Raw genomic sequence first — 12,287 nt, 5'->3', positions numbered from 1 at the left:
GGGGACCGCGGGGATCACGCGGGTGGCGCGGAGCTCACCACTGCGGAGGCTGCTGCCCGCCGAAGCCGCCCTGCTGCTGCCCGGGTTGCTGGGGCTGGCCGAACTGCTGCGGGGGCTGCTGGCCCGGCTGGGGCTGTGCCGGTTGGCCGTACTGGGGCTGGCCGTACTGGGGCTGGCCGGGGAAGCCGCCCTGCGGCGGCTGGCCGGGCTGGCCCGGCTGGGGCTGTGCCGGCTGGCCGTACTGCGGCTGACCGTACTGCGGCTGGCCGGGGAAACCGCCCTGCTGGCCGAACGGCGCCTGCATGCCGCCTTGGCCAACTGCTTCGACCCACTTCCGCGTGTCCGGCAACAGCGCAAGCACGGCGATGGCAGCGGAGATGATGACCGTGATGATCATCGGGGCCGCCCACGTGAACGTGAGGACCAGCACGCCCAGGGCCGCGAGCGCCGCGCCACCGCCCTGCAGGAGCGGACCGATCTTCTTGCGCTGCAGCAGCATGACGCCGCCCGCACACGCACCCGCGGCTCCGAGCGCGGCCACCACGTGCAGGATGTACATCAACGCGGCCGGGGGCAAGTTCACCTCGACGCCGTACTGCGCTGCCTGGTCGACAGCGCTGTAGGAGGCACCCAGCATGAGCGTGGCGATCAGGAACCCGAGCGTCTGCAACCCGCCGCCGATCGCACCGACCCACCCGGCGGTCAGCGCCAGGATGCGGTTGCCCGGCTCCTGCGGGACCTGCCCGTAGGCGCCGGCGGGCTGACCGTAGGCCTGCTGGGGCTGGCCCGGCTGCTGGAAACCCGGCTGCTGGAAACCCGGCTGCTGGAAACCCTGCTGAGGCTGACCCGGCTGCTGCGCCGGGAACCCGCCCGGCTGGCTACCGGGGCCGCCCTGCTGCGGCTGAGCGGGAAAACCTCCCGGCTGGCTCTGCGTGCCCGGCTGCTGGTACATCGGTTGCGGCGGCTGCATCGACGGCGGCACCACCGACGTGGAGTCGCCCCCGCCCGGGGCCTGCTGGCCGGGCTGTTGGGGCTGCTGCTGCATCGGCGAGACCACCTGCGTGGAGTCGCCCGCCGACTGCCCCTGCGCCTGCTGCGCGGCCTGCGCCGCCTGGGCCGGGTTGACGACCTGCGTCGAGTCGCCGGCCTGCTCCTGGGCACCGGGTTCCTGCGGAGGCTGTTCCTGCTGACCGCCGTCCGGCGGCTGCGGAGCGCTCATCGGGTTTCTCCTAACCCCCTCGTGAGGCATGAAAGCTCGTCGTGCGCGGCCTACATTAACGGATCGCTGGTAGCGGCCGCGGCTGTCCGCCGCAACTCATCAACGACCTGCGACGAATCCGAGCACGTCCTGGCGGGTGACCACCCCGGTCGGTTTGCCGTCGACGAGCACCAGCACGCCGTCCGCGCGGGCCATCGCCCCCAGTGCCGCGCTGATCTCCTCACCGGCGCCGATGCTGGGAAGCGGCGGCGACATGTGCGCCTCGACCCGGTCGGCGAGGTTGGCCCGGCCGGCGAACAGGGCGTCCAGCAGGTCGCTCTCCACGATGGAGCCCGCCACCTCGGCGGCCATGATCGGCGGTTCCGCGTTGACCACGGGCATCTGGGACACGCCGAACTCGCGCAGGATGGCGACCGCGTCGGCCACCGTCTCGTTCGGGTGCACGTGCACCAGCTCGGGCATCGTCCCGTCCTTGCGGCGCAACACGTCGGCGACCGAACCTCCCGAGTGGTCCGGCGGGAGGAAGCCGTAGGAGGCCATCCACGAGTCGTTGAAGACCTTGGTGAGGTAACCGCGCCCGCTGTCCGGCAGCAGCACGACCACCACGTCGTCCGGGCCGGCGTTCTCCGCCACGCGCAGCGCGGCGAGCGCGGCCATGCCGCTCGACCCGCCGACGAGCAGCGCTTCCTGGTTCGCCAGCTGCCGGGTCATGTGGAACGAGTCGGCATCGGAGACGGAAACGATCTCGTCGCAGATCTCCCGGTCGTAGGTCTCCGGCCAGAAGTCCTCGCCGACGCCTTCGACGAGGTACGGCCGGCCCTTCCCGCCGGAGTAGACCGAGCCCTCCGGGTCGGCCCCGACGATGCGCACGCGCCCGTCGGAGACCTCCTTGAGGTAGCGGCCCACCCCGGAGATCGTGCCGCCGGTGCCGATGCCCGCGACGAAGTGGGTGATGCGGCCCTCGGTCTGCGACCAGATCTCGGGACCGGTCGAGCGGTAGTGCGCCTGGGGGTTGGCCGTGTTCGCGTACTGGTCCGGCTTCCACGCGCCGTCGATCTCGGAGACCATCCGGTCGGAGACCTGGTAGTACGAGTCCGGGTGGTCCGGCGGCACCGCTGTCGGGCACACCACCACTTCCGCCCCGTAGGCCCGCAGCACGTCGCGCTTGTCCTGGCTGACCTTGTCGGGGCAGACGAACACGCACCGGTATCCCCTGCGCTGGGCTATCATCGCCAGGCCGACGCCGGTGTTGCCCGAGGTCGGTTCGACGATCGTGCCGCCCGGCCGCAGCGCGCCCGAGCGCTCCGCCGCTTCGACCATGCCGAGCGCGATGCGGTCCTTCACACTGCCGCCGGGGTTGAGGTACTCGACCTTGGCCAGGACCGGTGTCGGCGAGTCCGCCACGGCGTCCAACCGGACGAGCGGGGTCTTGCCCACCAGATCGATGACATGCTCGGCGTATTCCACGTTGGGTCCCTCGGTGCTGGAACTGGATTTGTCGAACGCGGCACCGTGTCGTCGCAGCGGCACGGCGCGCGGCCGGGCGGGAGGCGGATGCCGGTCCCCGGTGGGAACGGTCCTGCTCGCCGACCGACGCCGCCGAGCCTAATCTGACCTCGGCGGTGCACCGGCACAGCATCGGGCACGACACACCGGGGCGTTGTCGGTCCGGCTTCCCGGTCCGGCCTCCCGGTCCGGTCTCCCGGCGGTCGACGGGTTCCGGCCCGCACGGCGTCCGGCCCCACGGCGTCCGGTCCGCACGGCGTCCGGTCCGCACGGCGTTAGGCCACGGCGTTCGGTCCGCGCGGCGTCCGGGCGCGGGGAGGGCGCGCAGCCACGGACGACACGCGAGGGAGGCGAAGATGCTGGCGGCGAAGGCACTGCGGCTCGCGCTGCTGGCAGCGGGGGCGGCGGGTGGACTGTCCGGGGCGGCCTACGGCCTGCTCAACGGCCAGTCCCGGCGCGCCCGGCGCGTGATCGGGCTGCCCGACGGCGCCCCGCTGCGCGGCGACGGGATCTACCACCCGACGGGGCAGACGCGGCAGGACGGCTCGACCGCGGAGGGTCCGGAACCGCTGGCGCTGGCCGTGCTGGGTGATTCCTCGGCCGCAGGGCTCGGGGTGAGCAGCTCCGAGGAGCTCCCCGGGGTGCTCATCGCGCGGGAACTGGCCGAGGAACTGGAGCGGCCGGTCGCGCTGACCACGCACGCGATCGTCGGCACCACCACGCAGGAGCTGGCCCGGCAGGTGACGGCGGCGCGCGCCGACGGCCCGGACGTGGTGCTGATCATCATCGGCGCCAACGACGTGACGTCGCGGCTGCCGATCGCGGCCTCGGGGCGGCTGCTCGGCGACGCGGTGCGTTCCTTCCAGGCGGACGGCGTTCCGGTCGTGGCGGGCACCTGCCCGGACCTCGGCGCGATCCGCCCGATCCCGCAGCCGCTGCGCGCCGTGGCGAGCCGGTGGAGCCTGGCGCTGGCGCAGGCCCAGCGGCGGGAGGTCGAGGCCGCCGGCGGGTACGCGGTGCCGCTGGCGGACCTGCTCTCGCCGGAGTTCCTCACCCGGCCCGGCGAGTTCTTCAGCCCCGACCGCTTCCACCCGTCCGCAGCCGGCTACGACGCCGCGGCGAAGGTGCTGCTGCCCGCGTTGAGCGCCGTGCTGGGCGCTTGGGAGGGCGGCCCGCTTCCTCCCGCGCCGACGCGTTCGACGGCTGCCGAAGCGCGCCGCCCCACTCGCCGCATCGTGCGTCGGCTGAACTGGCGACTGCACCGGAGGGAGTCCGGGGATTGACCGGCGTGGTGGGTCACAGGCGTACCGAATGGTCGGTCTGCGTATTGTCCGCGGGGGCGTGCCGACGTCACGATGAAGCGAAACGCCAACGAGCGAGATGCACCGGCGCTCGAGACGCGCAGACGAGCGGGACACCGCAACACGAACGAGCAGTAGGTCACCAGCCCCCGAGGAGCCGTCATGCCAGAACCAGTCATCGTCGCCACCGCCCGCTCCCCCATCGGCCGCGCCAAGAAGGGCTCGCTGGCCGAGCACCGTCCGGACGACCTGACCGCGCAGATCGTGCGCGCGGCGCTGGCCGAGGTGCCGCAGCTCGACCCGACCGAGATCGACGACCTGATGCTCGGCTGCGGCCTGCCCGGTGGCGAGCAGGGCTTCAACATGGCCCGCGTGGTCGCCGTCCTGCTAGGGTACGACCACCTGCCCGGCACCACCATCACCCGCTACTGCTCCTCCAGCCTGCAGACCACCCGGATGGCGATGCACGCCATCAAGGCCGGTGAGGGCGACGTCTTCATCAGCGCCGGTGTGGAGATGGTCTCCCGCTTCGTGAAGGGCAACTCGGACTCGCTGGAGGACACCCAGAACCCCGAGTTCACCCCGGCGCAGGAACGCACCGCGCGCACCGCCGAGCAGGGCGCCGAGACGTGGACCGACCCGCGCGTGGACGGCCTGCTGCCCGACGTCTACATCCCCATGGGCCAGACCGCGGAGAACCTCGCCCGGCAGCAGGGCGTCTCCCGCGACGAGATGGACGACTTCGGGGTGCGCTCGCAGAACCTCGCCGAGAAGGCCCTCGCCGACGGGTTCTGGTCCCGCGAGATCACCCCGATCACCACCTCCTCCGGGCAGGTCGTCGACACCGACGACAGCCCGCGCTCGGGCGTGAGCAAGGAATCGGTCGCGGAGCTGAAACCGGTGTTCCGCCCCGACGGACGGATCACCGCCGGCAACGCGTGCCCGCTCAACGACGGCGCCGCGGCCGTGGTCGTCATGAGCGACACGAAGGCCGAAGAGCTCGGGCTCACCCCGCTGGCCCGCATCGTCTCCACCGGCGTGTCCGCGCTGTCCCCGGAGATCATGGGGCTCGGTCCGGTCGAGGCCTCCCGCCAGGCGCTGCAGCGCGCCGGCATGGGCATCGACGACATCGACCTGGTGGAGATCAACGAGGCCTTCGCCGCCCAGGTGATCCCGTCCTACAAGCAGCTGGGCATCCCGCTGGAGAAGCTCAACGTCAACGGCGGCGCCATCGCCGTGGGCCACCCGTTCGGCATGACCGGCGCGCGCATCACCGGCACGCTGCTGAACTCGCTGGACTGGCACGACCAGCGCTACGGGCTGGAGACGATGTGCGTCGGCGGCGGTCAGGGCATGGCGATGGTCGTCGAGCGGCTCAGCTGAGCACCGCTGCCGGGGCCGCGCACGCGAAAGCGGGGCCGGCTGCCGAAGCCGACCCCGCTGCGCGGTCCCGCGTCCTACTCGCTCTGGAAGTAGCTGAGCAGGCGCAGGATCTCGATGTAGAGCCAGATCAGGGTGACCATGAGCCCGAAGGCGATGTACCAGGAGGCCTTGGCGTCCACGCCCTCCTTGATGGCCCGGTCGGCCTGGTCGAAGTCGAGCAGGAAGCTGAACGCCGCCAGCCCGATGCACAGCAGGCTGAAGCCGATCGCCAACGGGCCGCCGTCGCGCAGGCCCAACCCGCCCGAGATGAAGAAGCTCGCGATCAGGTTGACCAGCATCAGCCCGGCCACGCCGGCGATGCCGCCGATAATGAACTTCGTCAGCTTCGGCGTGACGCGCACGGCCCCGGTCTTGTAGACGACGAGCATGCCCGCGAAGACGCCGACGGTGCCCGCGATCGCCTGCAGGATGATGCCGGGGTTGCCGGTGATGAGGTTCGCGAACAGGTAGCTGATGCCGCCGAGGAACACGCCCTCCACCGCGGAGTAGGCGATCACCAGGCCCGGGCGGATCTTCTTGGTGAAGATGATTACCAGTGCGAGGACGAAGCCCACGATCGCCGCCGGCAGCGCCAGCGCCAGGGCCGGCTGCCCGAACGTGTAGGTGATCGTGCCCGTGATCACCGCGATCGCCAACGTGATCGCCGTCTTGGTGACCACGTCGTCGATGGTCATCGGCCGTGTCGACTCCGCCGGCGCGCTCGGCGCCTGCCCCATCGGCGCACCGCGGCCGCCCGGCTGCGCCTGGCCGTAGTTGAAACTCGCGTACCCGCCGCCGCCGTGCGACGGCAGGTTCTTGAACGCGGGGTTGCTGCTTGTGCGCAACTCATCCTCCTGAGGGTGCGTGCGCGCCGTCTTCGAGGGGAACAACGAACGGATGCCCGAATCAGTTCCCGGAGGGACGAATCAGACTCTACGCGAAGGGGGCCGGCGATCAAGCGCGCCCGGCCCGCGTGAGAGTCCGCACAGGTCACCGCCGGAGCGGGCCCGCCCAGCCGACCACGCGGTCGAACGCCGGGCTGCCGGCGGGAGTGCCGCGCAGCCCTATCGTCGCTTCTTGCCCTTCTTCGCGCTGGCGGCCTGCTTGCCGGAGCGCTTCTTCTGCTGCGACTTCTTCTTTCCGCCGCGCGCGTTCTGGTTCTGCGACTTGCCCGAGCCCGGCTGCCCGTTGGTCTTCTTGCCCGAGCCCGGCTGCCCGTTGGTCTTCGCCTTGGCCTGGCCGTTCCGGTTTCCCGCGGCTGCCGGTTCGGCCCTCGCGCCGGAGCCGGCGTCCTCGTCGCCGACCGCACTGCCGTTCTCGTCCTGGGAGGACTCCCCCTGGGAGGGCTGGGAGGACTGGGAGGGCTGGGAGCGCACCGGCTTCTGCCCCGGCTTCGGACGGGCGACCTGCTGCTTGCGCTCCTTCTCCTGCTCCTTCTCGCGCTGCTGCTCGCGGTCCACCTTGTTGGTGAGGAAGTGCTGCTGTCCCAGGGTCCAGGCGTTGTTGGCCAGCCAGTACAGCAGCACCGCGATGGGCAGGATCCAGCCGGAGACCAGCGCGCCGATCGGGGCGATGTACATCATGATCTTGCCCATGGCCGCCGTCTGCGGGTTCGCCATGGACATGTCGCTCTGCCGGCGCATGGACATGCGCATCGTGAAGAACGTCGCCACCGAGGCCACGATCATCAGCGGCACGCCGACGGCAACCATCGACATCCGGTCGGTGCCGAATTCCTCCAGCACGGCTTCCGACTGGCTGATCGTGTTGGACAGCTTCGCACCGAAGATGTGCGCGTTGATGAACGAATCGACGCCGGCGGCGTCGAAGACGTAGTTGCTCTCCGCGCCCGGCGTGAAGTTCCGCAGCACGTGGAACAGGCTCAGGAAGACCGGGAGCTGCACCAGCACCGGCAAGCAGCCGCCGAGCGGGTTCACCCCGTGCTCGGACTGCAGCTTCTGCATCTCCTGCGCTTGCCGCTGCCGGTCGTTCTTGTACTTGTCCTTGACCTTCTGGATCTGCGGGGCGAACTTCTGCATCTTGCGCGCGGAGCGCATCTGGCTCAGCGCCGGCTTGATCAGCAGCACGCGCAGCGTGAAGACCAGGAAGAACACCGACAACGCCCACGCGAAGCCGTTTTCCGGCCCGAGGACGAAGCCGAATACCTGGTGCCAGAACCACAGAATGGCCGACACCGGGTACAGGATGAAGGCGAAAATTTCGGACACTCACTACTCCCGGTCACGCCTGGAACGCGCCCGCCGACGGGCGCGCATGCTCGGCCGCCCCACAAGGGCCAACCACACCAGGGTGCCATGCGGCCGCCGCAGCGCCCGCACCCCCCGGCGGCCGCCGTCGCAGCGCAGCGGGCCGCTAGCCGTCCTGGTCGCGGGATGCCGCCCCTCTTGGTCGGGGTGCTTCTGGTTGGGGTGCTGCCGGGACGGACGCGTGCCGCGGTCGCCCCGGCTCGGCGCCGGCCCGAGGTGCAGCGGCAGGACCGGTGCGCTTACCAGTGCGTCCTGATACACCCGAACGTGCGAACAGCCGCTGCGTGCTGTGCCCAGAGCGGCACACCGTTCAGGATACGCCGCAGTGGCCCGGTCGAGGTCGGCGGACTGCTCCGCCGACCCTTCCACGGAGGGCGGTGCGCTGCGCGCCGGAACCGCCCGCAGGCGGTGCGAGGCCGAGCGTGCGACATCGGAGAGCTCAGCGTGCGCCGACCGCTACCCCTTCAGAGCGCGGCCGACGAGCCGCCCGCCCCACAGGTAGATCAACGCGGCCAGACCGTAGTTGACGATGACGCCGAGCCTCGCATCGCCGGGCTGGAAGACGTCGCCCAGCCCGAACACGAACGTCTTCGCCACGGTGTAGGTGAACGACACGAACCCGTTGCCCTGGTTCGCGCCCGCCACCACGAACACGATGTGCAGCACGAACGCCAGCGCGATGAGACCGGTGACCAGTTGGATCGTGCGCCCCGCTGCCGAGGCGCTGGGCAGCGGCACACCGCCGCCCCCGCGGCGCTCGCGGCGCTCGCGGCGTGGTTCCGGCTCGTGGCGGTCATCCCGGTCATCGCGGTCATCGCGGTCATCGCGGCGGGAGCGCCGGCGCGAACGAGGTTCGGGCTCGCGGTACGGCTCCGGTTCGCCGTAGGCGGGGTCGTCGTAAGCGGGGTCGTCGTAGGCGGGATCGCCGTCCCAGTAGCCGTAGCGCTCTTCCTCGTACGGGTCGTGCGGCTCGGCGGAGGCGGGTTGGACGCGCGTCGGCTGCGGTTGCTGCGGCGGCTGGTAGCCGGGCACTCCCGAGCCCGGCTGCGCCTGTTCCGGTGGCGCGAGCGGCGGCCCGGCTGCCGGCGGTCCGGGCTGGTAACCGGGTGGCGCGCCGGCCTGCATCGCCTGCCCCGCCTGCGCACCCGGCGGTGGCGGTGGGGGTGCTCCGCCGGGCTGGGCCGGTGGCGGCCCGGGCGGCGTCTGCGGCGCTGCGCCTGGCACGCCCGGAGATGGATGCCCCGACCCGCCTGGCCCCTGCTGACCGGGTGGGCCCTGCGGAGGTGGCCCCTGCTGACCGGGTGGGCCCTGCGGGGGTGGTCCCATCGCTCCGGGGTGCTGCGGGCTCGGGTGCTGAGGACCGGGGTGCTGAGGACTGGGGTGCTGTGGTCCAGGCGACTGTCCGTGCTGCCCCGGTCCTTGCGGTGGTGGCGGCCCCTGCGGCCCTGGTGGGGGCCCGTGCACGCCCGGGGCGGCCTGCGGCGGCGCGCCCTGCCCAGCGGCGCCCTGCGCAGCCGGTGGTGGCGGTCCCTGCGGCCCCGGTGGAGGCCCGTACACCCCCGGGGAGCCGTGCGACGGAGACCCCTGCGGTTGCTGCGGCGGAGCACCCTGCCCGACAACACCCCGACCGGCAGCACCCTGACCGGCAGCACCCTGCGCAGGCGGTGGCGGCGCACCCTGCGGACCGGGCGGCGGACCGGCCGACGTGTTCGGGGCCTGCCGCCCGGGCGCGGAAGGGGGCTGCGAGGGCATTTCGGAGCCGGGCGCGCCCTGGTCAGATGACTGCTCCGGCGTCTGACGCGTCTCCGCCCCTTCGGGGGGCCGCGGTGTCGCCGATCCCGGCGCTCCGGGCCGTCGCGGGCCGTTCGGGGGCTGCGCGCGCTCGTTGGTCATCGCGCAGATTGTCGCCACCACAGACGGACCGCGAAAGTCCGCCCCGTGCGCCGGACCGATGAGCCTGCGCACACTTCCGCACACCTCGTTCCGCTGCCCGCTCCCCACCCGAACAGCCCCCACCACAAATCTGGACCCATTCCAGAGAGCACAATTTTCATGAAAATTGTGAGTTATCCCCACACGAACGGAGTACAAGTTATCCCCAAGGGCGGGGTTGTCCACAGGAGTGTGCGCTGGGAAGAGCGCGAAGCGGTGAGAACTCGGCCGCGGTTCCAGGCCGCAGGCGCCGACGATCCCGCCCGGCGGGGCCGGCGGCGGGAGCCTTCCACCCCACCGGCGGAATAGTGCGTGGATCAAGCACGTTGCCCGGTGCATGCGAGCAGTGGGAGTGACCGAATTCGGCGGGCCCGAGGCCCTGCAGGAGCACGACGTCGCCGAGCCGACCGCGGGCCCCGGGGAGATCCGCCTCCGAGTGCTCGCCGCAGCCGTGAACCCGACCGACACCTACGTGCGCAACGGTGCGCGTCGGAAGAGCCTGGAAGAGCACGACCCGCCCTACGTGCCCGGTATGGACGTCGCCGGGATCGTCGACGCCGTCGGCGAGGGAACGCGCACCGACCTCGCCGTGGGCGACCGCGCCATGGGCATCGTCCTGCCCATGGGTTCGCACGGAGCCTACGTGGAGAAGATCGTCCTGCCCGCCGAGTCGGTGACCCGCGCTCCGGCCGGTACGAGCCACGCCGAGGCCGCGACGTTGCCGATGAACGGGCTCACCGCGCGCATGTCGCTGGACCTGCTGGACCTGGGCCCGGGCTCGACGCTGGCCGTCACGGGAGCGGCCGGCGCGTACGGCGGCTACGTCATCCAGCTCGCCAAGGCAGCGGGTCTGCGCGTCGTCGCCGACGCGGCGCGCAAGGACGAACAACTGGTCCGCGACCTCGGTGCGGACGTGGTGGTGCCCCGCGGCGAGCAGGTGGCCGAAGCGATCCGCAACGAGGTAGCGGGCGGTGTGGACGGACTCGCCGATGGTTCCGTGCAGGGTGAACCGCTGCTGCCCGCGGTGCGCGACGGCGGTGCGATCACCAGCGTGCGCGGCTGGCGCGGCCACTACGACCGCGACATCGAGGTGCGCCCCACGCTCGTGGTGCACTACGCCCGCGAGCACGCCAAGCTGGACGAACTGCGCGAGCAGGCGGAGAACGGGGTGCTGAGCCTTCGCGTGGCGAGCACCTTCCCGCCGGAGCGCGCCTCCGAGGCACACCGGGCGCTCGAGGGCGGCGGCGTGCGCGGACGTTTGATCATCCTGCCGTCGGGCGTCGAGCACGACGACCACCGGCAGGGCGTGTGAGGCACGGGCGGTGCGCGCGGAGTCGCTGCCGAAAACCGGGCACGGTCCGCATGCTCGCCCGCTGCGCACAGCGGATTAACCGAAAAGCATTGCTGCTTCAGAACGACCAAGAACGACCGATCCACACCGGACACTCCGAAATGGCCGAACGGCATCCCGTCGACGTCCACGTGCTGCTCGTCAGCGGCACGTCGCTGCTGCTGAGCAAGCGGCGCGACGCGCACGGCGAGTTCGACGGGATGTGGCACCTGCCCAGCGGCAAGCTCGAGGCCGGCGAATCGGTGCTCGATGCGGCCCGCCGCGAGGTCGCCGAGGAGATCGGGGTGCGCCTCGCCGCTTCGGCGCTGCGCCACGTGCACACGGCGCACGTCACCGCCCCGGGGCTCGAGCCGCGGCTCGGGCTGTTCTTCGAGGCCCGCGACTGGGAGGGCGAGCCCGTCAACCGCGAACCCGCCAAGTGCTCCGAGCTGCGCTGGTTCGACCTCGACGAGCTGCCGGTCGAACTCATCTCCTACCCCGCCGCCGGCATCCGCGGTTACCGCACCGGTCGCAGCCTCAGCACACCGGGCTGGCCGGCGAGCACCGGTGTTTCCGGCAGCTCCCGCCCGCCGGAGGCCGGCGGGCGGGCACACCGGGGGTGAGCCCGCGCCGGCCGCGCTGCGCGGCCCTTCGCCAGCGGAACGGGTCGGCCTCAACCGTCGTTGCGCATGCCCCGCCACAGCAGGTCGGCCAAGTTCGCGGTCCGGTTCCGCCAGTCGCCGCCGGGATCGAGGTGGATCAGGCCGCACAGTCCGCGCAGCACCGTTTCCGCGTCCAGATCGGCGCGGACCGTCCCGGCCCGGACGTTGGCCTCCAGCAGGGCGGCGACCGCGCCGGCCATGGTTTCGTGGGCGTCCTCGGGCCAGGTCCCGGGTGCGGCCGCGGCGGCGCCGAGAGCCCGGGCCAGACCGCGCTTGGTCATCATGTGGTGGGCCAGGTGATCGGTCACCCAGGTCCGGAAGGCCTGTTCCGGGGAGTGCTCGTCGAGCAGGCGCGGGACGACGTCGACGAGGTGTCGCAGTTCTCGCCGGTAGACCGCCAGGATGAGCGCTTCCGGGGTGGGGAAGTGCCGGTACACGGTTCCGACGCCCACGCCGGCCTGCTTCGCGATGGCGTTGAACGACAGCGCTTCCGAGGCGGCCAGCGACTCGGCTGCCGCGGTGAGGATGCGTTCGTGGTTGCGTCGGGTGTCCGCGCGTCGAGGGCTGACCGAGCCCGTCGTCATCGTCCCTCCCCGATCGTTGCCTCGGCTCGTGGGAAATGTAGTGCAACGGCCCGCTGCACGGGCA

Annotated in this window: 10 protein-coding genes; 4 read left to right on the top strand and 6 right to left on the bottom strand. The window is 71.8% G+C overall.

Going from position 1 to position 12,287, the window contains the following annotated elements; translation table 11 throughout:
* Positions 1–34: 34 nt before the first annotated feature.
* Entirely contained in the window at positions 35–1,219 is a 1,185-nt protein-coding gene (locus ACVGV2_RS03710) for a hypothetical protein (RefSeq protein WP_459164649.1), read from the bottom strand.
* A gap of 99 nt (positions 1,220–1,318) precedes the next feature.
* Positions 1,319–2,686: a cystathionine beta-synthase gene (locus ACVGV2_RS03705; RefSeq protein WP_459164648.1), complete on the bottom strand. Its 1,368-nt coding sequence runs from the start codon at positions 2,684–2,686 to the stop codon at positions 1,319–1,321.
* A 395-nt stretch (positions 2,687–3,081) separates the two neighbouring features.
* Between ACVGV2_RS03705 and ACVGV2_RS03700 the strand changes: the two genes are divergently transcribed.
* Positions 3,082–4,008, top strand: a complete 927-nt coding sequence (locus tag ACVGV2_RS03700; protein WP_459164647.1) for an SGNH/GDSL hydrolase family protein — start codon at positions 3,082–3,084, stop codon at positions 4,006–4,008.
* A 180-nt stretch (positions 4,009–4,188) separates the two neighbouring features.
* Positions 4,189–5,409 (top strand): acetyl-CoA C-acetyltransferase, encoded by a 1,221-nt coding sequence (locus ACVGV2_RS03695; protein WP_459164646.1) that lies wholly within the window; start codon positions 4,189–4,191, stop codon positions 5,407–5,409.
* A gap of 74 nt (positions 5,410–5,483) precedes the next feature.
* On the opposite strand, the gene ACVGV2_RS03690 is transcribed toward ACVGV2_RS03695, so the two are convergent.
* From ACVGV2_RS03690 to ACVGV2_RS03680, 3 genes are all read right to left on the bottom strand, one after another.
* Positions 5,484–6,293 carry a Bax inhibitor-1/YccA family protein gene (locus ACVGV2_RS03690; protein ID WP_459164645.1) on the bottom strand — a complete coding sequence of 270 codons (810 nt, stop codon included), beginning with the start codon at positions 6,291–6,293 and terminating at the stop codon, positions 5,484–5,486.
* A 219-nt stretch (positions 6,294–6,512) separates the two neighbouring features.
* On the bottom strand, positions 6,513–7,676 hold the full coding sequence (gene yidC / locus ACVGV2_RS03685; protein ID WP_459164644.1) for a membrane protein insertase YidC: 1,164 nt from the start codon (positions 7,674–7,676) through the stop codon (positions 6,513–6,515).
* Between the two features lie 495 nt (positions 7,677–8,171).
* Entirely contained in the window at positions 8,172–8,939 is a 768-nt protein-coding gene (locus ACVGV2_RS03680) for a hypothetical protein (protein ID WP_459164643.1), read from the bottom strand.
* A 1,045-nt stretch (positions 8,940–9,984) separates the two neighbouring features.
* On the opposite strand from ACVGV2_RS03680, the gene ACVGV2_RS03675 reads away from it, so the two are divergent.
* Entirely contained in the window at positions 9,985–10,959 is a 975-nt protein-coding gene (locus tag ACVGV2_RS03675) for an NADP-dependent oxidoreductase (RefSeq protein ID WP_459164642.1), read from the top strand.
* Between the two features lie 140 nt (positions 10,960–11,099).
* Entirely contained in the window at positions 11,100–11,600 is a 501-nt protein-coding gene (locus ACVGV2_RS03670; protein ID WP_459164641.1) for an NUDIX hydrolase, read from the top strand.
* Between the two features lie 50 nt (positions 11,601–11,650).
* Here the strand turns inward: ACVGV2_RS03670 and ACVGV2_RS03665 are convergent, their stop codons facing one another.
* A complete protein-coding gene (locus ACVGV2_RS03665; protein ID WP_459164640.1) occupies positions 11,651–12,223 on the bottom strand; it encodes a TetR/AcrR family transcriptional regulator in 573 nt (190 codons plus the stop codon).
* Positions 12,224–12,287: the final 64 nt, after the last annotated feature.

It is taken from the genome of Bounagaea algeriensis (assembly GCF_054491375.1).
The sequence above is the reverse complement of the archived record's forward strand: the minus strand, read 5'-3'. Positions and strand labels throughout refer to the sequence as shown.